Source organism: Parvularcula bermudensis HTCC2503, assembly GCF_000152825.2.
Classification (GTDB): Bacteria; Pseudomonadota; Alphaproteobacteria; order Caulobacterales; family Parvularculaceae; genus Parvularcula; species Parvularcula bermudensis.
Genome location: NC_014414.1, coordinates 1,382,814 through 1,408,510 on the forward strand (window position 1 = coordinate 1,382,814; position 25,697 = coordinate 1,408,510).

The 25,697-nt window shown below is 59.0% G+C and carries 24 protein-coding genes and 1 tRNA gene; 16 read left to right on the forward strand and 9 right to left on the reverse strand.

All coding sequences use genetic code 11. From position 1 onward, the window contains the following. Positions 1 to 42 precede the first annotated feature (42 nt). On the forward strand, positions 43 to 1,176 hold the full coding sequence (locus PB2503_RS06535; RefSeq protein WP_013300448.1) for a bifunctional 2-methylcitrate synthase/citrate synthase: 1,134 nt from the start codon (positions 43 to 45) through the stop codon (positions 1,174 to 1,176). A 44-nt stretch (positions 1,177 to 1,220) separates the two neighbouring features. Here PB2503_RS06535 and PB2503_RS06540 read toward each other — a convergent pair whose 3' ends face one another. After that, positions 1,221 to 1,952: a proteasome-type protease gene (locus tag PB2503_RS06540; protein ID WP_013300449.1), complete on the reverse strand. Its 732-nt coding sequence runs from the start codon at positions 1,950 to 1,952 to the stop codon at positions 1,221 to 1,223. A 181-nt stretch (positions 1,953 to 2,133) separates the two neighbouring features. On the opposite strand from PB2503_RS06540, the gene PB2503_RS06545 reads away from it, so the two are divergent. Beyond that, a complete protein-coding gene (locus PB2503_RS06545; RefSeq protein ID WP_013300450.1) occupies positions 2,134 to 5,664 on the forward strand; it encodes a transglutaminase family protein in 3,531 nt (1,176 codons plus the stop codon). 38 nt (positions 5,665 to 5,702) lie between these two features. Then, positions 5,703 to 6,083 (forward strand): cupin domain-containing protein, encoded by a 381-nt coding sequence (locus PB2503_RS06550; RefSeq protein WP_013300451.1) that lies wholly within the window; start codon positions 5,703 to 5,705, stop codon positions 6,081 to 6,083. A gap of 86 nt (positions 6,084 to 6,169) precedes the next feature. On the opposite strand, the gene PB2503_RS06555 is transcribed toward PB2503_RS06550, so the two are convergent. Further along, positions 6,170 to 6,245 (reverse strand) — tRNA-Ile (locus PB2503_RS06555). 327 nt (positions 6,246 to 6,572) lie between these two features. Here PB2503_RS06555 and PB2503_RS06560 point away from each other — a divergent pair. From PB2503_RS06560 to PB2503_RS06570, 3 genes are all read left to right on the forward strand, one after another. Further along, positions 6,573 to 7,787 carry an acetyl-CoA C-acetyltransferase gene (locus PB2503_RS06560; protein WP_013300452.1) on the forward strand — a complete coding sequence of 405 codons (1,215 nt, stop codon included), beginning with the start codon at positions 6,573 to 6,575 and terminating at the stop codon, positions 7,785 to 7,787. 16 nt (positions 7,788 to 7,803) lie between these two features. Continuing rightward, positions 7,804 to 10,017 (forward strand): 3-hydroxyacyl-CoA dehydrogenase NAD-binding domain-containing protein, encoded by a 2,214-nt coding sequence (locus PB2503_RS06565; protein ID WP_013300453.1) that lies wholly within the window; start codon positions 7,804 to 7,806, stop codon positions 10,015 to 10,017. A gap of 370 nt (positions 10,018 to 10,387) precedes the next feature. Continuing rightward, positions 10,388 to 11,632, forward strand: a complete 1,245-nt coding sequence (locus PB2503_RS06570) for a hypothetical protein (RefSeq protein WP_013300454.1) — start codon at positions 10,388 to 10,390, stop codon at positions 11,630 to 11,632. A 31-nt stretch (positions 11,633 to 11,663) separates the two neighbouring features. Here PB2503_RS06570 and PB2503_RS06575 read toward each other — a convergent pair whose 3' ends face one another. From PB2503_RS06575 to PB2503_RS06585, 3 genes are read right to left on the reverse strand one after another with little or no spacing between them, the layout of a single operon-like run. Further along, complete coding sequence (locus PB2503_RS06575; protein WP_013300455.1) at positions 11,664 to 12,317, reverse strand: pseudouridine synthase; 654 nt, start codon at positions 12,315 to 12,317, stop codon at positions 11,664 to 11,666. After that, entirely contained in the window at positions 12,314 to 13,417 is a 1,104-nt protein-coding gene (locus PB2503_RS06580) for an ATP-dependent DNA helicase (RefSeq protein ID WP_013300456.1), read from the reverse strand. The genes PB2503_RS06575 and PB2503_RS06580 overlap by 4 nt, the downstream gene beginning before the upstream one ends. A gap of 36 nt (positions 13,418 to 13,453) precedes the next feature. Next, complete coding sequence (locus PB2503_RS06585; protein ID WP_013300457.1) at positions 13,454 to 14,605, reverse strand: alkene reductase; 1,152 nt, start codon at positions 14,603 to 14,605, stop codon at positions 13,454 to 13,456. A 159-nt stretch (positions 14,606 to 14,764) separates the two neighbouring features. Here PB2503_RS06585 and PB2503_RS06590 point away from each other — a divergent pair, with 159 nt between their 5' ends. Beyond that, on the forward strand, positions 14,765 to 15,331 hold the full coding sequence (locus tag PB2503_RS06590) for a type 1 glutamine amidotransferase domain-containing protein (RefSeq protein ID WP_013300458.1): 567 nt from the start codon (positions 14,765 to 14,767) through the stop codon (positions 15,329 to 15,331). 58 nt (positions 15,332 to 15,389) lie between these two features. On the opposite strand, the gene PB2503_RS06595 is transcribed toward PB2503_RS06590, so the two are convergent. From PB2503_RS06595 to erpA, 3 genes are all read right to left on the reverse strand, one after another. After that, positions 15,390 to 16,211 (reverse strand): exodeoxyribonuclease III, encoded by an 822-nt coding sequence (locus PB2503_RS06595; RefSeq protein ID WP_013300459.1) that lies wholly within the window; start codon positions 16,209 to 16,211, stop codon positions 15,390 to 15,392. A 53-nt stretch (positions 16,212 to 16,264) separates the two neighbouring features. Further along, a complete protein-coding gene (locus PB2503_RS06600) occupies positions 16,265 to 16,690 on the reverse strand; it encodes an MAPEG family protein (RefSeq protein ID WP_013300460.1) in 426 nt (141 codons plus the stop codon). 69 nt (positions 16,691 to 16,759) lie between these two features. Beyond that, a complete protein-coding gene (gene erpA / locus PB2503_RS06605) occupies positions 16,760 to 17,086 on the reverse strand; it encodes an iron-sulfur cluster insertion protein ErpA (RefSeq protein ID WP_041535396.1) in 327 nt (108 codons plus the stop codon). A gap of 117 nt (positions 17,087 to 17,203) precedes the next feature. Between erpA and PB2503_RS06610 the strand changes: the two genes are divergently transcribed. The 8 genes from PB2503_RS06610 (at position 17,204) to tatC (ending at position 23,459) form a co-directional block, all read left to right on the forward strand. Further along, complete coding sequence (locus tag PB2503_RS06610; protein ID WP_013300462.1) at positions 17,204 to 18,412, forward strand: deoxyguanosinetriphosphate triphosphohydrolase; 1,209 nt, start codon at positions 17,204 to 17,206, stop codon at positions 18,410 to 18,412. 92 nt (positions 18,413 to 18,504) lie between these two features. Further along, complete coding sequence (locus PB2503_RS06615; RefSeq protein ID WP_013300463.1) at positions 18,505 to 19,317, forward strand: SPOR domain-containing protein; 813 nt, start codon at positions 18,505 to 18,507, stop codon at positions 19,315 to 19,317. 9 nt (positions 19,318 to 19,326) lie between these two features. Further along, positions 19,327 to 20,352, forward strand: coding sequence for a beta-N-acetylhexosaminidase (gene nagZ / locus PB2503_RS06620; protein ID WP_013300464.1), 1,026 nt, complete (start codon positions 19,327 to 19,329; stop codon positions 20,350 to 20,352). Continuing rightward, entirely contained in the window at positions 20,345 to 21,145 is an 801-nt protein-coding gene (locus PB2503_RS06625; protein WP_013300465.1) for a segregation and condensation protein A, read from the forward strand. Before nagZ ends, PB2503_RS06625 begins: the two co-directional genes overlap by 8 nt. Beyond that, positions 21,129 to 21,959: an SMC-Scp complex subunit ScpB gene (gene scpB / locus PB2503_RS06630; protein ID WP_013300466.1), complete on the forward strand. Its 831-nt coding sequence runs from the start codon at positions 21,129 to 21,131 to the stop codon at positions 21,957 to 21,959. The genes PB2503_RS06625 and scpB overlap by 17 nt, the downstream gene beginning before the upstream one ends. A gap of 77 nt (positions 21,960 to 22,036) precedes the next feature. Then, positions 22,037 to 22,288 carry a twin-arginine translocase TatA/TatE family subunit gene (tatA, locus tag PB2503_RS06635; protein WP_013300467.1) on the forward strand — a complete coding sequence of 84 codons (252 nt, stop codon included), beginning with the start codon at positions 22,037 to 22,039 and terminating at the stop codon, positions 22,286 to 22,288. A gap of 9 nt (positions 22,289 to 22,297) precedes the next feature. Further along, positions 22,298 to 22,630, forward strand: coding sequence for a Sec-independent protein translocase protein TatB (gene tatB, locus PB2503_RS06640; protein ID WP_013300468.1), 333 nt, complete (start codon positions 22,298 to 22,300; stop codon positions 22,628 to 22,630). Between the two features lie 46 nt (positions 22,631 to 22,676). Further along, on the forward strand, positions 22,677 to 23,459 hold the full coding sequence (gene tatC, locus PB2503_RS06645; protein ID WP_041535399.1) for a twin-arginine translocase subunit TatC: 783 nt from the start codon (positions 22,677 to 22,679) through the stop codon (positions 23,457 to 23,459). 143 nt (positions 23,460 to 23,602) lie between these two features. On the opposite strand, the gene PB2503_RS06650 is transcribed toward tatC, so the two are convergent. Then, positions 23,603 to 24,070, reverse strand: coding sequence for a Ros/MucR family transcriptional regulator (locus tag PB2503_RS06650; RefSeq protein ID WP_013300470.1), 468 nt, complete (start codon positions 24,068 to 24,070; stop codon positions 23,603 to 23,605). Between the two features lie 296 nt (positions 24,071 to 24,366). Between PB2503_RS06650 and glyA the strand changes: the two genes are divergently transcribed. Further along, positions 24,367 to 25,656 carry a serine hydroxymethyltransferase gene (glyA, locus tag PB2503_RS06655; protein WP_420798262.1) on the forward strand — a complete coding sequence of 430 codons (1,290 nt, stop codon included), beginning with the start codon at positions 24,367 to 24,369 and terminating at the stop codon, positions 25,654 to 25,656. Positions 25,657 to 25,697 lie beyond the last annotated feature (41 nt).

A 25,697-nucleotide genomic window follows, 5' to 3' on the forward strand; every position in this document is an offset into this window, starting at 1 on the left:
TCGCCTAAGTCGCCCCCGTCAAGACAAGGATGGAGATGCGCCATGACGACCGAAGCTGAAGTGAAGTACGGGCTTGCCGGAGTGCTTGCGGATGATACCGCCATCTCCAAGGTGATGCCCGAGACCAATTCGCTGACCTATCGCGGCTATGCGGTCCAGGATCTCTCCGCCAATTGCCGGTTTGAAGATGTCGCGTATCTGCTCTGGAACGGTGACCTCCCCTCCAAGACCGACCGCGAGCGCCTCGACCAGCAGGAGCGGAGCCAAAGGGCCGTTTCGGACGATGTCCTTGAGGTGATGAGCCGCTTCAGCAAGCACGCCCATCCGATGGACACCCTACGGACCGCCGTCAGTTTCTTGGGTCAGGAAGACCCGACCACCGAAGATAGCTCCGCAAGCGGATTGATGGAAAAGTCGATCCGCATGTATGCCAGGATCCCGACGATTGTGGCCGCAGATTTCCGGCGTCGCAATGGGAAGGATCCGATCGCGCCCTCAGACGTTCTAGGCTTCTCCGAAAACTTCTTCCATATGTGTTTTGGTGAGGTGCCGGCGGACGAAATCGTCAAATGCTTCGACATTTCCATGACGCTCTATGCGGAGCATTCCTTCAACGCCTCGACCTTCACGGCAAGAACGATCGCCTCAAGCCTGTCGGACGTCTATTCCGCCGTCACCGGTGCCATCGGATCTCTTAAAGGCCCGCTGCATGGCGGGGCGAACGAGGCCGTCATGCACATGCTGAAGGAGATCGGCGAGCCGGCGGAGGCGAAGCAATGGATGCTCGATGCGATCGCTGAGAAGAAAAAGATCATGGGCTTCGGGCACCGGGTCTACCGCTCGGGCGACAGCCGGGTGCCGACTATGACCAAGGCCTATGAGAAGATGGTCGAGGTGATCGACACCCCAGAAGCCAAGAAATACTGGGAGATGTCGCGGATCCTCGACGATACCATGGTCGATGCAAAAGGCATCTATCCCAATCTCGATTTTCCGGCTGGCCCCGCCTACTACCTCATGGGCTTCGAAATTCCGATGTTCACGCCGATCTTTGTGATGTCCCGGATTACGGGGTGGACGGCCCATGTGATGGAGCAATTGGCGAACAACAAATTGATCCGCCCGCTGTCGAACTACAGCGGCGTTGCTCAACGGGACGTGCCCGCTGGACATTGAGGGTCTGAAGGAAAGGGGGGGCGGGCCGAGCCCCCCTGCCTCTCCTATTTCGGCATTTCCCGCATACTGACAAAGGCATCACGGATCGCATTTGACCAGGCCTCTGACAGGGCGTGAAAGTTTTGGTCTTCCGCCTCGATGCGACGGAATTCGCTGAAGGAGAGCGTATCGGCCTCCAACACACAGAGATCGAGGGGCATCCCGACGGAGAGATTCGACCGTAAGGTTGAATCCATCGACAAGAAGGCGGCTGTTTTCGCGTCTTCGAGGGTCGTCTCTGTGGAAATCACGCGGTCAAGAATGGGCTTGCCGTATTTGAACCCACCGATCTGGAAGAACGTCGTATCGTCGGTCGCTTCGATGAAATTCCCCGCCGAATAGATCATGAAGAGCCGCGGGCTGTCGCCTTTGGTCTGGCCTGACAGGATGATGCTGGAGGCGGCGCTTTCCCCCGCATTGCTGATGCCGAGGCTGTAGCGGTTCATAACCTCGGTCATGGTCGAGGCAATGACCTCGGCACAGCGATAGAGATTGGCGGCCGTGAGGATCGTTTCGCCGGTAAAGGTGTCGTCGTCGATCCGCTCTTGCAGCAGGGTCATGACGGATTGCGTGATCGACAAATTCCCGGCGGTCATCATGCACAAGGAGCGTTCCCCCGGCACATCCCACACAAACATTTTCTTGAATTTCGAAATACTGTCGATCCCGGCGTTCGTTCGGGTGTCGGACAGCATCACAAGGCCCTCGCCCACGCGGATAGCGACGCAATAGGTCATGATGATCTCTTCATAATTGGCCTGGGAGTTTACTGGCTTTCCTCGCGGGGCACAGCTTTTTTCGATTCAAGAAGCGAAAATACGGCAAACGCGTAGGACGACAGGGAGTCCCGTTGCATTGCACCCAATTAAGCAACACTCTGCTGGTATCGCGCTGCGCGCATAAAGGAAGTCCCTGTCTATGTCGATCGATGTCGCCCTGCACCATGTTACTCGGTACGATTATGAGCGGCCCATCCAACTTTATCCGCAGATCGTGCGGTTGCGGCCGGCGCCGCATGCGCGGACTTCGATCCTCAGCTATTCGCTGAAGGTGACGCCGAGCGATCATTTCATCAATTGGCAGCAGGACCCTTTCGGCAATTATCAGGCGCGGCTTGTCTTTCCCGAGCGGACAAAGACCTTTGAGGTTGCCGTCGATCTTGTCGCCAGCATGGAGGCGATCAACCCGTTCGATTTCTTCCTTGAGGAAGACGCGTTCCACGTCCCCTTTTCCTACGACAAGGATCTAAAGGTCGAACTCGAACCCTATCTCAAACCTGTTGGGGAGGGGCCGGCCTTCGACGCGTTGAAGGCGTGGACGAAAAAAATCTTTTTGGAGACCGCAGGGGCGTCGGAGGATGATCGGCTGCGCACTATCGACTTTCTGGTGCAGGTGAATCAGCGTCTCAACCAGGATATTTCCTACACCGTTAGGATGGAGCCGGGGGTTCAGACCCCCGAGGACACGCTCACCTTGAAGTCTGGCTCGTGCCGGGATTCGGGATGGTTGCTCGTCGCCCTCCTGCGCGAAGTGGGCCTCGCGGCGCGGTTCGTCTCTGGCTATCTGATCCAGCTGAAGGCGGACCGGCAGAACGCGTCGGGCCTCAACGGACCGGCGGAGGATTTCACCGACCTCCACGCCTGGACCGAGGTCTATGTTCCCGGTGCGGGCTGGATCGGTCTTGACCCGACCTCTGGGCTGTTTGCGGGGGAGGGGCACATCCCCCTGGCGGCAACACCGGCCCCCTCCAGCGCGGCGCCAATCAGCGGCGCGGTTGAGCCCTGCGAGGCGGAGCTGTTCTTCGACATGACCGTCAAGCGGGTGAGAGAGACCCCGCGGGTCACAAAGCCCCTCAGCGATGAGCAATGGGCCGCCATCGATAAAGCGGGTCAGGCGGTGGACGAACAGCTTGTCGCCCATGATGTTCGGCTGACCATGGGCGGAGAGCCGACCTTCGTGTCATCCGATGACCGCGATGCCGATGAGTGGAACATTGCGGCGGTGGGGCCGACGAAAGCGGCCTTTGCCGATAAGTTGATCCGGCGCCTCAGGGATCGTTTTGCCCCCGAGGGCTTTCTTCACCACGGGCAAGGCAAGTGGTATCCCGGTGAGCAATTACCGCGCTGGGCCTATGGGCTCTATTGGCGCAAGGACGGCTATCCGACATGGGAAAGTCCCGCGCTGATCGCGCCGGTCGCCCCGGAAACCCCCGCCACCGCGGAACAGGCCCAGCGGTTTTCCCACGCCTTGGCCGCCAATCTTGAAATCGACGCTGACTTCGTTGGCGAGGCCTTCGAAGATCCCGCCGAGTTTATGCTGCGTGAACAGAAATTGGCGCCGAATGTCGACCCCATCGACAACAAGCTCGACGAGCCGGAGGAGCGGCAACGTCTGGCCAAGGTGTTCAGCCGCGGGCTCAGTTCTCCCTCGGCCTATGTTCTGCCGATCCAACTTGCTCAAGCCCCCGCGAAGGCCTCCAAGGACATGGCCCAACTCGCCAAACGCCGCCGCCGGTTCAAATGGCGGAGCGAGCGATGGCAGACCCGGCGCGGGCGACTTTATCTGATCCCCGGGGACAGCCCCGCGGGGTTCAGGTTGCCGCTGCAGTCGCTTGCCTATCTCACCGAAGCGGAGCGATATGTTCAGTATCCCCTCGATCCGGCAACGCCGCGCGGCCCGCTTCCCACCCGTCGGGGGGAACCGCTGCCCCAGATGCAACGCCATGCCGGGCCGGCATCCACGGCCCCGTTAGGGCCTGTGGGCCAGACCGGGGGCCAGACCGGCGGGGCGCCGATGCCTGTTGATATTCCCGCCTGGCCCTATACCCCCACCGAGGAGACCGATGACGAGGTCGATTGGCGCCCGACGGTCGAAGGACATTGGGCCTATGCGGATGCGGTGCCCGGCGGCGTTTTCGCCCCGACGCCGAATGTCCGTACCGCGATTACCATCGAGCCGCGGAATGGTGTGCTGTGCGTTTTCATGCCGCCAGCCTCCACTGCCGATGAATATATCGATCTCGTTCATGCCGTCGAAGACACGGCCACCGAATTGGGTATCCCAATCCATATCGAGGGATATCCGCCCCCCGACGATCCGCGGTTGAATGTGGTCAAGGTCACCCCCGACCCTGGCGTGATCGAAGTCAATATCCAGCCTGCCGCGAGTTGGGCCGAGCAGTGTGAGATTACGCGGACCATCTATGAGGAAGCCGAGGCGTGCGGGCTGGAAGCGTCAAAATTCCTGCTTGACGGTCGGCCCACCGGATCGGGCGGCGGGGCCCATGTGGTCGTCGGCGGCGCCACCCCCCTCGACAGCCCGTTTCTGCGGCGCCCGGACGTTCTTGAGTCCCTCATTCGGTTCTGGCAAAATCATCCGAGCCTTTCCTATTTTTTCTCAGGGACGTTTATCGGTCCGACCAGCCAAGCACCGCGGGTGGATGAGGCACGGCAGAACAGCCTTTATGAGCTCGATATCGCGCTCAATCAGATCCCCCATCCCTCATCGTCCACAGGCTATGACGCGCCGCCATGGCTGATCGACCGTTTGTTGCGGAACCTTTTGGTCGACGTCGCCGGCAATACCCACCGCGCGGAAATCTGTATCGATAAGCTCTACAGCCCCGACGGTCCTACCGGCCGTCTCGGTCTGGTCGAATTTCGCGCGTTCGAGATGCCCCCCCATGCGGAAATGAATCTCGCCCAGCAATTGTTGCTCAGAGCCCTCATCGCCTGGTTCTGGCAGCACCCTTATACCCGTCCGCTGATCCGCTTCGGCAATGCGCTCCACGATCGGTTCATGCTGCCTTTCTATCTGCGCAAGGATTTCAACGAGGTCTTGAGCGAATTGTCCGAGGGGTTGGGGATCAAGATGGATCCCTCCTGGTACGATGCCCAGCACGAGTTCCGCTTCCCCTATTACGGTCAGATCACCCACCGCGACATCACGCTCTCCTTGCGCGGCGCGCTTGAGCCGTGGCCGGTCTTGGGAGAGGAGGGGGGGGCCTCCGGGACAGCGCGCTTCGTCGACAGCTCGGTCGAGCGCCTGGAGGTCATGGTCGAAGGCGATCCGGGCTCGCGCTATCAGATTGCGTGTCAGGGCTATCGCGTGCCGCTGCAGCGAACCGATGAGTTCGCCAAGCAGGTTTCCGGCGTGCGATTCCGGACGTGGTTGCCCTCGTCTTGTCTGCATCCGACGATCAAACCGCACTCGCCCCTGATCTTCGATATTGTCGATACCTGGACGGGCCGCTCTCTTGGGGGATGCACCTATTATTCCACCCATCCAGGGGGGCGGAATTTCGAATTCCAGCCCGTCAACGCCCTGGAGGCGGAGGGCCGACGGCGAGCGCGTTTTGCCACGATGGGACATACCCCCGGCCCGTTCACGTTGAACGAGCCACGGGCGAGTGAGGAATTTCCCGTGACCCTGGATCTCATGCGGCAGTAAGAGCCGCCTGGGTCACGGATGGGAGAAAGGGCACCGCGATGTTTTTCGAGAAAGATATCTTCAAGCGCACCAAGCGTGGGGCCTATTTCCGTGAGGAAATTTCGACCCACCACCACACCCAACTGGTACTGATGTCGGTCAATCCCGGCGATGATATCGGCGAGGAGAGCCACGATGTCGATCAGGTCCTGATCTTTGTGGAGGGGCGCGGCAAAGCGATCGTGGGGGACGAGACCTTTAAAGTGAAAAAGGGCAGCCTCGTTGTGGTGCCGGCGGGCGCTGTCCACAATTTCATCGCCCAGGGGCGCAAACCTCTCAAACTCTTCACCCTCTATTCGCCGCCTGAGGAGCCTGTGGGAACGATCCACAAGACGAAGCAAGAGGCTGTGGCCGCCGAGGCGGCTCATCACAGCGACTGAGAGGCGATACCGCCCCGCCGCATTGTGATCCTCTCGCCGACATCATCGGTTTTCAGCCGGCGGCCAGGTCAGGCGTGGTCTGAGGGTGGTAGGCCCGGAGGGACTCGAACCCCCAACCTAGCGGTTATGAGCCGCCAGCTCTAACCATTGAGCTACAGGCCCCGACCGTGCGCAGCTCTATCAGCTTTCCCAGTGCGAGGGTAGCTCGCCGGACGAGAGCGATGAATGGCTGTGGATGGGCACAGCTGACAACAAAAACGCAGCGGCCCGATTGTCCCGCCCGATCCGGCCGGGGGCGGCAGACGGTGAGCGTTTTCCTGATCTGGCCCGACCCACAAACCGCGATCCTGTGTTTCCTTTGGCGCGGCATCGGCCCACATGTCAGCTGGCATTGCGTGGGGTCTATACATTGTATAGATCGCTGGCACAGCCAATGTTGAGAGCGGAGCTGTCCGACAGGGACGGCGCGGCCACAGGAAGGAGACACCCATGGCAGACGCTTATATTTACGATGCGGTGCGGACGCCTCGCGGCAAGGGGAAGCCTGACGGCTCCTTGCACGAGATTACGCCCGTTCAACTGGCCGCCCAGGTCTTGAATGCGCTGAATGAGCGTAACGACCTGTCCCGCCAAGCGGTCGACGATGTGATCCTCGGCTGCGTGATGCCAGTGGGGGAGCAAGGATCGAACATTGCCCGGACGGCGGTGCTGGTTTCTGATCTGCCCCAAGAAACCTCCGGGGTTCAGGTCAATCGGTTCTGTGCCTCCGCGCTTGAGGCGACCAATATGGCCGCAGCCAAGGTCATGAGCGGCGAGGCCGACCTGGCCATCGGCGGCGGTGTCGAAGCGATGTCGCGGGTGCCGATGAGCGCTGATGGTGGGGCGCTGTTGTCTGATCCTGCCGTGAGCTTTGAGCAATATGTCGTCCCACAAGGGATTTCGGCGGATATCATCGCGACCAAATACGGGATCTCGCGGGACGATGCCGATGCCTATGCCGTTGAGAGCCACAAGCGGGCTGCGGCGAGTTGGGCGCGCGGCGATTTCGACAAGCAAGTCGTCCCCGTCAAAGACGTGATCGGTCTTGAAATTCTGTCCAAGGATGAAACGATCCGGCCGGACTCGGACATGCAGGCCATGGGACGCCTCAACCCCGCCTTTGCCGCCCTCGGCGAGCAGATGCCCGGTTTCGATAAGGTCGCCCTTCAGAAATATCCCGAGCTTGAGCGCATCAACCACATCCACACCGCCGGCAATTCTTCCGGTATCGTCGATGGGGCCGCCGGGGTGCTCGTCGGGACGAAAGAGATGGGGGAGAAGCTTGGCCTGAAGCCGATTGCCAAGATCCGCGCGATGGCGTCGATTGGGTCAGAGCCCACGATCATGCTCACCGGGCCGGAGTTCGTGACGAAAAAGGTCCTGGCCCGCTCCGGTATGTCCAAGAACGACATCGATGTTTGGGAGCTGAACGAAGCCTTCGCCTCCGTGGTTCTTCGCTACATGCAGGCGATGGATATCGACCATGATCAAATGAACGTGAATGGTGGGGCGATCGCCATGGGGCACCCGATGGGCGCAACCGGGGCCATGATCCTCGGTACCGCAATCGGTGAAATGCACCGTACTGACAAAGAGACCGCACTCGTGACGCTGTGTATCGGCGGCGGCATGGGAACGGCCACCATTCTCGAACGCGTCAGCTAATTTCTGGGAGGACAATATGAGCTATAATACTTTCAGCTTCGACGTTGATTCCGACGGCATCGCTCTTCTGACGATCGACCTTCCGGGACAGTCGATGAATGTCTGGAACCAGGATTTGGTCGAAGACTTCGAAAAGATGGCCGACGATTTCATCTCCAACGATGAGATCAAGGGCCTGGTTATCCAATCGGGCAAAGACACAGGCTTTTTGGCCGGTGCCGATTTGAACATGATCTCGATGATCCCGCCCGATGCGGATCCTCAATTCATCTTCGATCAGAATTACCGCCTGCAAACTATTCTTCGTAAGCTCGAAACCGGCGGGAAGCCGGCGAAAGAGCTGGAGAAGAACCTCGCCAAGGCAAAACCCGTGGCTGTCGCCGTGGACGGATTGGCGCTGGGCGGCGGTATGGAGCTGGTTCTGGCAGGCCACTATAAGGTCGCGTCCGACAGCGGGAAGACGCAGTTCGGCCAGCCTGAGGTTTTGGTCGGTCTTATTCCCGGTGCCGGGGGGACCCAACGCATCATGCGCCTTGCCGGTGTGCAGAATGCCATCGAAATCTGCACCCAGGGCAAGAACATGGATGCGGAAAAGGCCAAACGTCTTGGGCTGATCGATGAGATCGCGCCGAAAGACGAGATTGTTGCCAAAGCCAAGGAATGGGTGAAGGCCAATCCGAAAGTGGTGCAACCCTGGGATCAAAAGAGCTTCAAGATCCCCAATGGGGGCGGCGGCGCCATGAACCCGAAGATCGTGCCGATCTTCGCCGGTGCCAGCGCCATGACCGCCGGGGTCACCAATCACAATTACCCCGCGGCCCGGCGTATCCTCTCGGCCGTCTACGAAGGGTCCATCGTTCCGATGGATGTCGCCCTCCGTATTGAGAGCAAATACTTCACCCAATGCCTGATGGAGCCGCAATCCCGGAACATGATCCGGACGCTGTTCAAGAACAAGACGGCGGCGGAAAAGGGCATGGCCCGTCCAGAAGGGGTCGAGAAAACCGACCTCAAAAAGATCGGCGTCCTGGGTGCCGGGATGATGGGCGCGGGGATTGCCTATGTATCCGCCAAGGCGGGTCTTGAGGTCGTCCTGATCGACCGGGAACAGGAATATGCCGAAAAGGGCAAAGCTTATTCCGAAAAGCTGAACGAGAAGGGAGTGAAGCGCGGCAAACTTTCCAAGGAGAAGTCCGAGGAAATGCTGGCGCGCATTACGCCGACCACCGACTATGATCATCTTAAGGATGTCGATCTGATCATTGAGGCTGTGTTCGAGGATCCGGACGTTAAAGCCGAAACCATCAAGAAGACCGAGGCGATCATTCCCGACTCAACGGTCTTTGCGACCAATACCTCGACGATTCCCATCGGCGATCTGGCGGAATATTCTTCCCGTGCCGATAAATTTATTGGGATCCACTTCTTCTCGCCGGTGGATAAAATGCCCCTGGTGGAAATCATCCCGCACGCCAATGGGGGCGATAAGGCGTTGGCCGTCGCTCTCGATTATGTGGGGAAAATCAAGAAGACCCCCATCGTTGTGGCCGATGCGCGCGGCTTCTACTGCAACTCTTGCGTGGTGCCCTATCTCAACGAAGCGGCACGCATGGTGATGGAGGGGATCAACCCCGCCTTGATCGACAATGGGGCCCTTCATATGGGCATGCCTGTTGGTCCTTTGGCGCTCATGGATGAGACCAGCCAAGAGCTGGGCCTCAATATCGCGCGCTCCCGTCAGAAAGCTGAAGGTGAGAATTATAAGCGCGAGCCTACCGAAGACCTGCTCGAACTCTTCGTTGAAGAGCTGGGGCGTAAAGGGAAGAAAGTCGGCAAGGGCTTCTACGAATATCCCGAGGATGGATCGAAGAAGTACTTCTGGCCGGGCCTCAAGGAGCATTATCCGCTTGCTGAGGAACAACCGACCGTTGAAGAGGTGCAAGAGCGACTGCTCTACGTCAATCTCGTGGCGGCGGCCCGGATGTATGCCCAGGGTGTGGTGCATGATCCACAATCGGCGGATCTCGGCGCGATCTTTGGCTGGGGCTTCTGTCCCTGGACCGGCGGCCCGATGAGCTACATCGATATGATCGGTCTCGATAAGTTCGTCGAAACCGCCGACAAACTGGCCACGAAGCACGGCTGGCTCTATGAGCCGCCGGAAATGTTCCGTGAGCTGGCGAAAAAAGGAACGACCCTTTACGGTGAGTACGATAAAAAAGCGGCCTAAAATGCGGCTGATTTTCTAATCCATAAAGGCGTGTCCTCCGGGCACGCCTTTTTTTTAGGCTACAGGGGAGGGGTGGCAGGCAGTCACGGTGCGTCGGCGACCCCTCGGCGATCACTGCGCGTGGTTCCTCGCACCAGATGCGCTGTATGCGCTGTGCAGGGATGTTACAGGCCTTGATTGAGGAGAGGTGACCACCCGCAACACGCCAAAGTGTGCATGAAGAGTGTTCTCTCTTTAAAGGCGAATTTGCCCTCCAAAATTTCATTTACGGCTCAGCACTTTAGCGCTGGACAAATATCCGCGCGAAAGTTACCGACAAAAATGTCTGTAACTAGTGTCGGCAATATGCCCACTCATCAGGAGTCATTCGATGAAGTATATGCTCACCTCGGGACTGGCGGCGGTTGCCGCATTTTCAACCCCTGCCCAAGCTTCGGGCCTTATCGATATTGACCAAGCGATAATGATATATCGGGTCTACCTTCCCGAAGGAGCGGTCGATGACGTTCAGCTCCCAACCCTTACGGTTCATTACGAAAATGGCCGCAAGGCGAATACGATCAAGCCGTGCAAGGATGTAGATAAAGTCCTGAAGAACGTCGGTTGTGCCTGGCAGATCGTTGTCAATCCGGAACTGACCGACAGTCGGGCGAACATTGCCCTGCCGGACCTCTCCTCGATCTATTGGGCGACGCGGATACCCACGGGGTCCATCGATCGGATTACCGTGTCGGGGGAGTATCCTGCCGCTCGGTATATGTCGTTTGGGATCTACGACCAGACCTTTACTCCTTTTACGGTGCACGGAGAAACTTCATTTCTCGCGGATTTCCAGATTGCGCCCGATGAAGGCAGTGAAAATCCGTGGCAAACCGGCGGCGAGGCCGGGGGAAGTTTCACCATCACAATCAATCATGCCGAAAAAGGCCTTGGACAAAATACGCTTCCTATGCCCCCCGACAATCTTGAGGGGGGGCTGGAATTTCCCCTCATGCCCCGTCCTTGTGAAGACGATTGTCCTCCCCTCAAAGCCTTCAGCCGGCCAAGCAATACGGCTGGGTTCTTTCCCAATCTCGACAACGCGTATCTTCTTGCGCTCTATGACCCCCAACCTGACGAAGTTCTCGTGATGACGGGGCAGGCACCTGCGAGGGGGAACGAGGAGACAAAGCGTGAGCCTCAAATCTGGCCGCCGGAGACTCCTGCCGTTCGCTATTGGTCGCTATGCAATACGATTTATCGTTTGCCCTATCCTGCGGTATTGAAGCCGAAAAATATGAAGACCAAGGCAGAGGCCTGCATTGCGGATTATAAGATCCCGCAAGATGAAGATGGTCAGTATCGGATCGTGATTGGGGCATTAGATCAAATGCCTGAGGATTTCGACTTCTCCGAAGCTGCCTGGGTCATGAGCTCTCCGACGGAGCCGAAAACGCGGCACGCCTTATTGTTCAGGAACATGCTCCCATCGGATTGGGATTATTCCATCCAGGATGTTCCAAGTGATGATAATCCGCAATCGGCAAAAGACATCATGGGCCCTTACTACCCAACCTTGACGCCATGCGCCGTCAGCACCCTTGCTGCCGAAGGGGTCGAAGGCTGCCTCAAATAACAGCCCTCCATGAATATCGGCGTCATCGACGCTAAAAGGGGAGGGGGGCTGTATATGTCACCCTCCCCTTATTCGTGGGGTGGGTCAGGCTGAGGTGCAGGGCGTGAAGGTGTAGCCGATTGGCGGCCGCGCGTGCTTCTCCCTCCGCATACCACTCATCGCCGAGTATGGGGTGACCTAGTTCTCGGCAGTGAATGCGCAATTGGTGAGAGCGCCCCGTTACGGGGCGAAGCTCGAGTCGCGTCTGCTTCGGTGAGCGTGTGATAACCCGCCAATGGGTCAAGGCCGGTCGCCCTCGCTCGTGACAGACCATTTGCAGTGGGCGATTTGGCCAATCTGTACGCAGAGGAAGGTCGATCGTCCCTTCGTCTTCGGAGACGCATCCCCAGACATCGGCGATATAGCGTTTTTCAGTCAGCCGATGTTCAAATTGCTGCCCCAGATCGGCGAGAGCCTGCTTGCCACGGGCGAAAACGATTACACCGCTTGTCGCCATATCAAGTCGATGCGCGACATAGGCGTCTGGAAATCTATCGACGACCCGCGTTTCAAGACTATCACGACTGATGTTTCCGGGAACGGAGAGAAGACCTGCGGGCTTGTCCAGAACGATGAGAGCATGATCTTCGTACAAGACGGTCAGCCACGGGGTCGTCGGCGGGTGATAGGGGGGCGGGGGTCTCACCGTACAATGGTCAGGCGTTCAGCCGCCCTCGTCACACCGGTGTAAAGCCATTTGAGACGATCCTCCCGGAAGGCATAGCTCTCATCGAACAGCACGACATCGTCCCATTGCGACCCTTGGGCCTTGTGAACAGTGAGTGCGTAGCCGAAATCGAATTCGTCTGAATTACGTCGCTTGGGCCACGGAATATCTGCGGGATTGCCTGAAAAGAAGTCGGGTAGGATCTGTACCCGCGCTGACCGCCCGCCGTCTTCTGGGGTGAGGTCGAGCCGAAGCTTCCCTCTTTTCCGGCCATGACGGGCCTTCACGGTCCACATCCCGCCATTCAGCAGGCCCTTTTGCTTATTGTTGCGGAGGCAGACCAGGCGTTCACCAACCCAGGGCTCATCGCCGTCAAACCCATGAATTTCACGAAGGCGCTGATTATAGCGGGCGCGGGTTCGGTTCAGCCCAACGAGTATTTGATCCGCCGTCGTCACAGCCTCCGGGTCGAGATCCCGCTTACTGAGGATTCGGGCGGCGCCGTAATCGCCCTCGCCGGGTAGATCGCCGTCGCGAATTTGCATTGAGAGCTGGATGATGGGGTTATCCGCCGCCTGTCGATGGACTTCGGTCAACATGATATCCGGGGAGGCTTCGGTGAAATATCCGCCACCCTTTACGGGGGGGAGTTGGGCCGGATCCCCGAGGACCAGGACGGGTACGCCGAAGGAGAGGAGGTCACGCCCCAGATCCTCATCCACCATGGAACATTCATCGATAATAATTAGCGCCGCCTCCGATGCGGGCGCGTCGCGACGAATCGTGAATTGCGGTCCCTCATCCCCAGGATCGTCCTCATCGCCCTTTGCGGGACGATAGATGAGCGAATGGATCGTTTGTGCCCCCTCACAGCCTTTTTGACGCAGCACATGGGCGGCTTTTCCCGTGAATGCCCCGAAGAGCACTTCGCCGTCGATATCCTCCGCAAGATGACGAGCCAAGGTCGTTTTTCCCGTCCCGGCATAGCCAAAGAGGCGGAACACCTGGGATTCGCGCCGTCCCCGAAGCCATCGGCGGGCAGCTTTCAGCGCGTCATCCTGTTCGCGTGACCATTTCATGGCCGTGTTTGAGCGGACATTGAGGGCAAGGGCAATTCACCCTTTCGGGGTCTCTTCCTCGATGTCCTCCTCAAGGAAGGGATAATCGATATATCTTTCTTCGCCGCCGCCATAGAACGTGTCCTGATTCCAGTCGTTCAGGGCCGCGCCGAGCGCAAGTCGTTTCGGGAGATCGGGATTGGCGATAAAGAGCTTGCCGAAGGTGACCGCATCACACCGCTCTTTGGCGATCCATCTCGCCGCTTCTTCGGCGTCGAAATTGCCATTGGCGATATAAGGACCGTCGAACCCTGACGATATCCGGCCAAGGGTTTCGAGATCCGTGTCGGGAACATCTCCGCCGAACCTTTCGAGGAAATGGCAATAGGCGAGACCGTAGGGATTGAGCAGCGCCACCGCCTCGCTGAAGGTCGTCTCCGGATCGCTGTCCGAGATATCGTTGAACGTCCCGAGCGGTGAAAGCCTGATCCCCGTCCTGTCTGCGCCGATGGCGGCAGTGACGCCGTCCAGGACCTCTCGCAGGAAGCGCAATCGGTTCTCCACCGAGCCGCCATAGGCGTCCTCCCGCTTATTGGATTTGTCGCGGATGAACTGATCGAGCAGATAGCCGTTGGCGGCATGCACCTCGACCCCGTCAAAACCGGCGGCGAGGGCTTGCTTGGCAGCATGGGCGTAATCGTCGACGGTGCGCTTTATATCGTCCGTCGTCATCGCTTTTGGTTCGGAGGTGGGCTCGAACCCATTTGGGGTAAAGGTCTGTGCGTCCGCCGCAATGGCGGAGGGGGCATGGGGCTGCGCCCCGTCTGGCAATAGACTGGTATGGCTGATCCGTCCGACATGCCAGAGCTGGCAGATGATGCGGCCGCCTTTTTCATGAACGGCGTCGGTGACAGCCTTCCATCCCTCGACATGACGGTCTTCGTAGATGCCCGGCGTATCGATATACCCCTTGCCCATGGGGGAGATTTGGGTCGCTTCGCTGATGATCAGCCCAGCACTCGCCCGCTGGCTGTAATAGGTGGCGGCCATTTCCTTTGGCGTCCCGTCGGCATGGGCACGATTGCGCGTCAACGGCGCCATCAAAATACGGTTTGGCAGCTCAAGCTGCCCCAGTTTCAGCGGCTCGAACAGCGGCTTGAGTTCCTGCTGCTTAGGGGTAGCAGCGCCCACACTTCCGGACATGCTCATCGGTTGACCTTCCCATCTATAGTGCTGGTTGGAGAAGTGGGGTGTTCCTGCCGCGCTTCTAGGGGGCGTCTGACATTTCCCTGACTTTATGCCGTGCCGGGGAACGCGCCGCATCACTGGCCGTTGACTCTTTATCGGATACCAAAAGGAGATCCATCCATGACATCGATCGAGGGAAAAACCGTCGCGATCCTCGCCACAAACGGTTTTGAACAATCCGAGCTGTTTGTGCCGAAGCAGCGGCTCGAAGAAGCCGGCGCCACCGTCCACATCATCTCCCCCGAAACGGGTGAGATCAAAGCGTGGGATGAAGACGATTGGGGGGACACCATCGCGGTCGACCGGCCCCTGGGCGACGCGAAGGTGGCTCACTACGATGCGCTGGTCCTGCCGGGTGGGCAGATCAATCCCGACCTTCTTCGGGTCAATGACGACGCCGTGACCTTCGTGCGGGATTTCTTCAATTCCAAGAAGCCGCTCGCCGCGATTTGCCACGCCCCCTGGCTGCTGATCGAGGCAGAGGTCGTCAAAGGGCGTTCATTGACGTCGTATCATTCAATCGCCACCGATGTGAAAAATGCGGGAGGTCTGTGGACGGATGAAGCTGTTGTTGTCCACGAAGCGCTGATTACCAGCCGCAATCCGGGCGACCTCGACGCCTTTTGCGACAAAATCATCGAAGAGATTAAAGAAGGTCGTCATCCGGATCGCAAAAAGGCGGCCTAAAGGCGGTGGCGTGAGATCACGATACCGACATATTGGGGGCGCTGCGGTGCCCCCTTTTTTATGTTTCCCCGCCTTCGGTCTCTTTGGGGCCGATCGATATCCAGACCGGTACGTGATCTGACGGTTTAGCGTCTTGGTTGCCAAGGGCAGGGTCGCGGACCTGGCGATCGACATCCCCGCCGGTCAGGCGGTCGGCCGCTTGGGGGGAGAGGAGGCAATGATCGATGCGCAAGCCATGATCCTTGTCCCACGCCCCGCGTTGATAGTCCCAGAATGTGTAGAAGGGGGCGTCTTTGACCTGCGCTAGGGCATCGACATACCCCAAATTGAGGAGGCGGCGGAACGCTTTGCGGGTCTCAAGGCGAAAGAGGGCGTCCTCGGTCCAGCGGTCGGGGGCATAAACCCCCGAGGGGTCGGGGATGACATTATAATCCCCAAGGAGGCACACCGCTTCCTCTTGCGCCAGGAGGTCCCGTGCATGATCCTCAAAGGCGGCCATCCAGGCGAGTTTATAGTCGTATTTCGGACCGGGGGCGGGGTTGCCATTTGGCAAATAGAGCCCCCCCACACGGACCGGCGCCCCCTGATCGTGAGGAATGAGCGCCTCGATATATCGCGCATTGTCGTCGTCGAAACCGGGCACCCCCCGCAGGACATCTTCGGGCGGTGTCTTTGAGAGCAACGCGACGCCATTATAGGTTTTCTGCCCGAAGACTTCGACGTGATAGCCGCGATCTTCGAAGGGGGCCGCAGGAAAGGCGTCGGTGACGCATTTGATTTCCTGCAGGACCGTCACGTCGGGCTGGCGGTCGTCAAACCATTCAAGAATGCGCGGCAGGCGCGCTTTGATCGAATTCACATTGAAGCTGGAAATGATCACGAGGCCGCTCCGTCAGGGGGCAAGAAAGCCGGAGTGGGCATTGGCGATACCCGTTAGCCCGAAATCAGCGGACTTTCGCCGATTGCCCCCGCAAGGCGGACGAACAAGGCAATCACGGTGAGCACGCTCACCGCAAACGCGGAAAATCGGATGAGAACGACATTGATCGTCGTATGAATAAGGGTGTGCGCAATCCGGGCGATGACGAAAATCCAAGGCAGGATCCCTGCCGCCTCGGACACGCCGAATAACAGATACAATCCGCAAGCCAGGTAAAAAAGGACCGGCAGCTCGAATTGATTGGAGAAATTCGCCGCCACTTTTTTCGTCCGCTCAGGATAAACGGAGGTGTCGGTCTTGCTTCGGACCAGAAGAGATCGATCGTTCACAACATCATAAAGACGATGAACGCCCAACAATAGGAGAACGCTGATTGAGAGGCCAACCTGCCAAAAAACGGGGACGAGCACATTTTCCATGCGCCCTCTTACCGAAGGTCGACATCAGAACAACACTTATCTCAACGGGGGGACGCGGCTGATCGTCTACTAGATCGAAAAGCTCGTGCCGCAGCCGCAATTTGCCGTGGCGAGGGGATTATCGATTTTGAAAGCGGCGCCGATCAATTCCTCAGCATAGTCAATCACGGCACCGGGCATATATTCCTGGCTGATCTTATCGATCAACACGGTGGCGCCCGCCTTTTCGAGGACGAGGTCGTCCCCCTCCGCTTTGTCTGTGATTTGGAAGTCGTATTGGAAGCCTGAGCAGCCGCCCCCAAGAACGGCGATGCGCAGCATGGCGCCCTCAGCTTCCTTGGCGAGGATCGTAGCGATCCTGCTCGCAGCGCGATCAGTGAGAACGATTTGCGGCATGTCGGTTCCATCGGCCATCATTCTTATTTGGGCCTTCGCTCCGGGTCTGAAAAGCCCCACTCGACAGGCAATGGCGTTCCGCGCCAATGAAATGAGGAGTCAAAGGCCCCATCGTTCATGCCCTTAGCCTATCCAGCGCCCCTCGCCCCCTATGCCACGCGCGCCGATCGGACCCGCGGCCGATTGCATGAGGAGACCGAAAGCCCCACACGCACGCCGTTCCAGCGCGATCGTGACCGGGTCATCCATGCTGTGGCGTTTCGTCGGCTCAAGCATAAAACCCAGGTTTTTGTGGCCCATGAGGGCGACCATTACAGGACTCGCCTGACCCACTCCCTTGAGGTGAGCCAGATCGCCCGCTCCCTCTGCCGACGATTGCGTCTCGATGAGGATCTGGGGGAGGTCGTCGCCCTCGCCCATGATCTCGGCCACCCGCCTTTCGGTCATACGGGAGAAGACGCCCTCGACGAAGCAATGGCCCCCTATGACGGCTTCGATCACAATGCCCAAACCCTGAGGGTCCTCACGAAATTGGAGCGTCCGAAGGGAGACTATGAGGGCCTTAATTTAACCTGGGAAACCCTCGAGGGGACGGTGAAGCACAATGGCCCCCTGATTGGCCCCCTGGCTGCCCGGGCGGATGAGGAGACACCCCTACCTGCCCTTCCGGCGGTGCTTGAGGAATACGCCAAGGGCCATGACCTTGAACTGCACACCTATGCGGGCCTCGAAGCGCAGATCGCGGCGCTGGCCGACGATATCGCCTACAACAATCATGACAGCCAAGATGGTCTGCGGGCCGGGCTGTTCACCTTCGCCGAGGCCCTGGATGTGCCGCTTTTGGGGGAAAGGCTCTATTGGGCCCGCCAACGATGGCCCGATGCGCCCGAGGGCACACAGGTCGCAGAGGCGGTGTCCTCACTGATCGGGATCATGGTTAACGATGTCTTCTCTGAGACCTCGCGCCGGTTGACCGAGCTTGCGCCCCAATCGGCCGAGGCGATCCGCGAAGCCGACGCCCCCTTTGTCCGCTTTTCCGAGGAGCTGAGCCCGTCGATCCGAAAGCTGAGAAGTTTTCTCTTTGACCGGCTGTATCGGCACTATCTCGTCAACAGGGCGCGCAGCCACGCAAAACGGGTGGTCAGAGACCTCTTTCACCTCTTCTTCGAAGAGCCTAATGTCTTGCCGCCGGCGTGGTTTGCCCTGCAGGAGGGTAAACCCGCCGCGAAGCGTGCCCGTGTCGTCTGCGACTATATTGCGGGCATGACGGACAGTTTCGCCCTCGAAGAGCATCGGCGGCTGTTCACGACGACGCGCTGGCTTTAAACGAAGTCTTAATGCGACGTTAGCGTCGCGTCCGTCTAGAATCAGCGCATACAAGGCGGAATCGCTGGCGGCACTGCGATTGGAGGAAGACGATGTCCACTACGGCCCTTTCTGATGAAGGATATGACGATTTCGACGAAGGCGGTCTGTCCGGGTTCTGGGTCCTGGTGATCGCCCTCGTGATGCTTACCGCCTTTGCCGGCATCGTTTATCTCGCTTATCAAAAAGGCCGTGCCGAGGTTCGCGGCGACGGCGCCCTCCCGACGGTGACGGCGGATCCCCGCCCCCTGCGTGAGGCTGTGTCCCTTGAGCCTGCCGAGGGCGGGGCGCCGCGCGAAGTCTTTGACGAATTGAATGATGAGCGGTCCGCGATTGTGATTGCGGATGAGAACCCCTCCGAGGATGCGCTCAACGGCTATTCTTCGTCGGGGCCCACAGGGGCGTCAACCACGGCCGCTGGGGCCGCCCCCCAGGCTCAGCCCCAGGCTCAGCCGACGACACCGACCCAAAATGTGGCGAGTGCCGACCCATCACCCCGGGCGCCGAGCCCGGCGCCGGCACGGTCCGCTGCCCCCACGCGTGAGGCGACCCCGACCCCCGCGCCCGCCACCCGTCCAAGCACGTCGTCGACCTCCTCCTCGTCTCCGGCGGCGGCCACGGGCCCCTGGGCCGTTCAGGTCGGCGCCTTTGGCTCCCGCGATGAAGCGATGGAGGTCTATGGCCGGTTGTCACGCCAGATCGGGAGTTTGGTGGCCAATCAAAGCCCTGATATCAATGTCGCCGTGGTCAATGGCACGACCTATTACCGCCTCCTTCTTGGGGGGTTTGCCTCCAAAGGGGCGGCCGATGTCTATTGCCGCGACTTGTCCGCCAAAGGGCAGGACTGCTTCACGCGGAAGCGCTAAGAGGCGCCCGTGGTCAGTGCGGCGATCTATGGCTGTCAAGGATCCGTCCTGAACGCTGAAGAGCACGCGTTCTTCCGGGACGCAGACCCATGGGGGTTCATCCTTTTTCGCCGTAATATTGAGACCGCCGACCAGGTCATCGCCCTCTGCGCCGCGTTGCGGGAGAGCATTGGCCGCAATGCCCCGATCCTCATCGATCACGAGGGCGGGCGTGTGACGCGTCTCAGCCCTGAATTGGCGCCGCCCCGTCCCCCCGCCGCTCTCCTTGGGGAAATTGTGAGCCGCCAGGGGCTCCCTGCCGCTGAGGGCGCAGCGCGCCTTTTCGGCCGGTTACTCGCCCATGATTGCCGTCGCCTCGGGATCGATGTCGATTGCGTGCCGATGGTCGATGTGCGCCAGTCCGGCGCCCACGACATTGTCGGAGACCGCGCCTTTGCGGAGGACCCGATCGTCGTGGCGAAATTAGGCGCCGCTTTGGCGGCCGGGCTTGAGGCGGGCGGGGTTCTGCCGGTGGTGAAGCACATCCCGGGGCATGGGCGGGCGATGGCGGACAGCCATCATGAACTCCCCCGGGTCGGATGCGCTCACGATATCCTGTCCGACGTCGACTTTGTGCCCTTTAAATTGCTCAACCAGCTGCCCCTCGGCATGACGGCCCATATTGTTTATGAAGCGCTCGATCCTGAGCGTCCCGCCACCTGCTCTCCGAAGGTGATCGAGGAGAGCGTCAGGGGAGAGATTGGCTTTCAGGGTCTTCTGATGACGGATGATTTGTCGATGAAGGCCCTCAGCGGTGATTATCGGGAGCGCGCCGAACGGGCCTTGGCGGCAGGCTGCGATCTCATTCTCCACTGCAACGGCAAGATGGACGAGATGCAAGGGGTTGCGGCGGGGACAGGACCATTGGCGCCGGCACGACAAGCCCTCAGCGATGAGATCCTGCGCGGCAGAAAGGCGCCGGAAATGAGCCGTATCGACGATCTCGAAGCCGAATTCGGCGACATCGTCTCAGCCTATGGGCGGTGGGATGCCTGAGACCGCCGATCCCTTCGACGCGCCCCTCCGCGACGCCCCCGCGGCAACGGACTTTCTCGTTCGGTTGGAGACCTATGAAGGCCCGCTCGATGTCCTTTTGGACCTCGCCCGTCGGCAAAAGGTGGATCTACGGCAGATCTCAATTCTGTCCCTCGTGACCCAGTATCTTGACTTTGTTCAGGAGGCGAAGCGTCGGGATCTCGAACTCGCCGCCGACTATTTGGTGATGGCCTCCTGGCTCACCTTCCTGAAGTCGAAGCTCCTTATTCCTGCACCGAAGACCGATCAGGATGAGCCGAGTGCGGAGGATCTGTCCGCTCGTCTGGCGTTCCAACTCCAGCGTCTTGATGCCATGCGACAGTCGGCTGACGCGCTGATGGCCCGGCCACAAATCGGCCAGGATGTCTTTCCGCGGGGGGTCACCGCGCTTTCCGTCGATACCGAGACGACCTATCGCGCCGATCTCTACGATCTATTGAAAGCCTATGCCCGCCAGCGGGTGGCGGCAATCGAGCCGGTCCTGAGGCGTCCGCCGCCGGCGGTGATGAGCCTCGAAGCCGCGCGGGAGCGGTTGGCCCGCCTCCTTGGGGATATCCCGGACTGGTGTCTGCTGACTGACCTGTCCCCGGCGGCGGACGGCGCGACGCCCAAGCGCTCCGTCGTCGCCAGCCATTTCTCGGCGGCCCTTGAATACGCAAAAGCGGGAAAGGTGTCGCTCCGTCAGAACGCTCCCTTTGCGCCTCTTTATCTTCGCGACAGGGGGGAGGACATGACTGATGACCATGACAGGTGACAAGGCAATGGACCCACGCAGTGCGCAGGAAACCCTGGAAGCCGCCTTCAAGGATCGGCCGCAAGGGGCATCGGATCAGCCCGAGGATCCCGCGGAGGACAGCCATGGCCAAGTCACCTCGATGACCAATGAAGAGGTCGATATCGCTGATAATCCCTTCGCCCAGGCCACGGCGGATCATCATATTCTGCGGCAGTTGGAGGCGGTATTGTTCGCCGCTTCCCATTCCGTGTCCGAGGAGGCGCTGGGCGCGCGGATACAGGGCCTCGACCCCGATCGACATTTGGCCATGCTCCAGAAACACTACGCCCAGCGCGGGGTGAACCTGCGCAAAATCGGCGAGGGGTGGCAATTCGTCTCGGCACCGGATCTCTCAGGGGTTCTTGTCGAGCACCGCGTCCAGGTCCGCAAGCTGTCCCGGGCGGCCCTCGAAACCCTCGCCATTATTGCCTATCACCAGCCTTGCTCGCGGGCCGATATTGAGGACGTTCGCGGCGTCAGTGTTGCAAAAGGCTCCCTAGATCAGCTCCTCGAGCTTGGATGGATCAAATTGCGGGGGCGCCGCCAGACCGCGCCGGGGCGCCCGGTACTCTATGGGACCACTCTTTCGTTTCTTGAGCATTTCGGGCTCGAAGCGCTCACCGATCTGCCAGGTCTTGGGGATCTCAAAGCCGCAGGTCTCCTCGACGCCAATCTCCCCCCTGGGTTTTCGGTCCCCACCCCAAAAGAAGGCGAAGAGGACGACCTCCACGATGAGACTATTGAGGAGGAACCAGCCTTTCAGGTCGACTTCACCGACGAGGATGAAAGTTAGGCGAAAACCTGTTTCCCTTGGTGCATTTTTATCGCGCCTATCATAAACCACGGTGACGTTAGAGAAGGGAGCCTCCCATGGCGCCAAGTCTACAACAGCTTCTGATCGTCCTCGTGATTGTCTTGGTCCTCTTTGGCGGTCGGGGTCGGATCTCATCGATTATGGGCGATATGGCGAAGGGCATCCGGTCCTTTAAAAAGGGATTGGCCGAAGATGATGAGGGGGAGGACGCGAAAAAGCCCTCCACAGCGCGTCTGGACCAGTCGTCCCCCGGGGCCACGATGCAAGGGGACGCGCGTCCCGTCGACGACCACGCCAAGAGTTCGTAAGGCTCAAACATGAGCCTTGTCCCGCAACTCGGTATGGTCGAGCTTTTCGTGCTCGCTATTCTGGCCCTGATCGTCGTTGGGCCAAAAGACCTGCCGCGCTTGATGCGCACCGTGGGGCAAACGGTTAACCGTGTGCGGAAAATGGCCGAGGATTTCAAATCCGGGTTCGATGAAATGGCTCGCGAGGCCGAGGTCGAGGAAATGCGGCGAGAGATCGAAGCCCTGAAAAAAGAAACGGTGGACGACACCACATTGATCAAAGAATTGAGGGAAACCTCTCAGGCGATGGAAAATCCCGTGCCGTCTACGGGAGATCGTTTGCCACGGTCGGAGGGGGCGTAAGCCGCCGATGGCCTCTTCTCAATCGGCGAATTGGAACGAGCATTCTGTGGCTGAGAAAGATATCGAGGCCAGTCGCGCCCCGCTCCTAAGTCACCTAATCGAGTTGCGGAGTCGACTGATCGTCTGCGTTGCCGCTGTGGTGATCGCATTCGTCATATGCTTTGCTTTTAGCTATCAGCTCTACAATCTCCTCACCTTACCCTTTGTCGATGCCGTCGATCGGTTGGGACAGGGGGACATCGCGCAGCTCAATTATCCACCTCTCGGCCTCTTCTTTGCCCGGATCAAATTGTCGATATTCGCCGGCCTCATGGCGGCGTTTCCGATCATTGCTTGGCAGCTCTATGCCTTTGTCGCGCCGGGGCTTTATCGGCACGAGAGACGCTCCGTCTACCCCTTCTTGATCGCGATCCCGTTCCTGTTCAGTGGCGGCATTTTGCTGGTGCATCAACTCATCCTTCCCTTCGTGATGGAATTCGCATTGGGGATGGAAAGCCCGGCGGAGGCGGCGGGGCGGGCGAATTTTTCCCTGCTGGTGTTCGTTGGGGACTATCTCAATCTCGCGCTGACGCTGATTGTCGGCTTTGGTTTTGCGTTCCAGTTGCCGGTGGTTTTGACGCTTCTTGGCCGCGCCGGGGTGGTGACGCCGTCTTGGCTTCGCAAAAACCGTCGATTTGCGATTGTCGGGATCTTCCTTGTCGCGGCTTTTTTGACCCCCCCTGATCCTGTCAGCCAGATCGCCCTCGGTGTGACGATTTGGGTGCTCTACGAGATCTCAATCCTGATGGTCGTATTCTTCGGCAACGCGCCTGTTGTGGCCCAGGAGTGAGCAAGCAGCCCTCGCCACAAGGCTTCATTCATCGACAAGATCGACGATGCCCCTCGATGTATGGATAAAAGAGAAAGGCACCTCATTGATGAGGTGCCTTGAATGCAGGCCTGAATGCGGGACAGACCCGATGTGGTTCACACTTACGCGGCGCGCTTACGTGATCTCTTTGTGGTTGTCGTGGTTTTCCGACCGCCGCTGGCCCCAAGGCCGATCTTTTTCGCAAACTCAGACCGGCGCTTCGCATAACTCGGCGCAACCATGGGGTAATCTGCGGGAAGATTCCATTTCCGGCGATAATCCTCTGGGGACATATCATACTGTGTGCGCAGATAGCGCTTCAGCATCTTCAGCTTTTTGCCGTCTTCAAGACAAATAATGTAGTCATCTGTAATAGACTTTTTGACAGGAACAGCCGGCTTCTGGCTGGATTGCGGAAGTTCGATTTGCCCGCCGAGGTTGTTCAGGGTGTTGAACGTCGACTGGAGAAGTTCCTGCAATTGATCCGCGGGAACCGAATTGTTGCTCACGAAAGCAGAGACAATTTCCGTCGTTAAATTAAGTGTTTCACTTTTGCTTAGTGATTCGTCGGGTGCCTGGATTTCATCCACCTTCTGTCGCCTTTCGTGTCTTTGATGCCGTAATTTGAGATGCTTAAGAACAGCAAACTCATCTATATGAATGGGGAGTATTGCTTATATTTTTTACATTTAGTTCAATTGATATGACATGACAATACGAAACTTTGGTCACGAACCAGGACAAGATAAAGATTGTTGTGAGCGCAGCCAGTCAAAGCTCAATACGGCGAACAAAATCGTGCGCGGCGCGCCGTTCTGTATCATTGCCATGGGACGGCCATCCGCTTAAGCGTCCGCTTGCTTGAGAAAGGATATATGGGATGAGCTTGACTGCCTCCACCGCGTCGCAAACATCTTCCTTTTTCGCCGATTCTCTTGCCGATCACGATCCGGACGTGGCGGCGATTGTCGATCGCGAAAAGGATCGCCAGCAACAGCAAATCGAACTGATTGCGTCTGAGAATATCGTCAGTCGCGCCGTGCTCGACGCACAAGGGTCGGTGCTGACGAACAAATATGCCGAAGGCTATCCCGGCCGCCGCTATTATGGCGGCTGCGTCTATGTCGATGAGGTCGAGGAATTGGCCATCGAGCGGGCGAAGAAGCTGTTCGGCGCTGCTGAGGCCATGGTGCAACCCCATTCGGGCAGCCAGGCAAACCAAGCCGTGTTCATGGCGTTGCTGCAGCCGGGCGATAAATTTCTCGGTCTCGATTTGTCCGCCGGCGGCCACCTGACCCATGGGGCAAAAGTCAATCAATCGGGGAAATGGTTCGAGGCCCATCACTACGGTGTTGATCCGACCACGCACCTTATCGACATGGATGCGGTTGATGCGCTGGCGCAAAAGGTTCGGCCAAAGCTGATCGTCGCCGGCGGCTCCGCCTATTCGCGTATCATCGATTTTGCGGCCTTCCGCGCGATTGCCGATAAGGTGGGCGCTTATCTTCTGGTCGATATGGCCCATTTCTCCGGGCTTGTGGCCGCAGGGCTTTATCCAAGCCCCTTGCCCCATGCGCATGCCGTGACCACGACAACACATAAGACGCTGCGGGGGCCACGGGGCGGGATGATTTTGACCAATGAGCGGGATCTGGCGAAGAAATTCCGCTCGGCCATCTTCCCCGGATTGCAGGGGGGACCGCTGATGCATGTCATCGCGGCGAAGGCGGTGGCGTTCGGGGAGGCGCTACAGCCATCCTTCAAGGGCTACATCCAGTCGGTGATCGACAATGCCAAGGCGATTACCGCCACCTTGGTCGAGGGCGGCTATGATGTGGTGTCCGGCGGGACCGACACGCATCTGTCCTTGATCGACCTCCGGCCCAAGGGGGTGAAGGGGAATGCCGCTGAGGACGCGCTGGAGCGGGCGGGGATGACCGTGAACAAGAACGGGGTCCCGAACGACCCTGAAAAGCCGCAAATCACTTCAGGCATTCGGATTGGATCGCCGGCGGCGACAACCCGTGGTTTCGGGGTCGTCGAATTTCAGGAAACCGGCCGCCTGATGATCCGGGTGCTCGATGCCCTTGCTGAGGGGACGGACCTTGCCCAGACCGAAGCGGCCGTTCGTGAGGAGGTCGTCGCCCTCACTCGCCGGTTCCCCATATATGGCTGACCCATATACGGCTGACATTGAGCTGTAGCGTCATGGCTGGA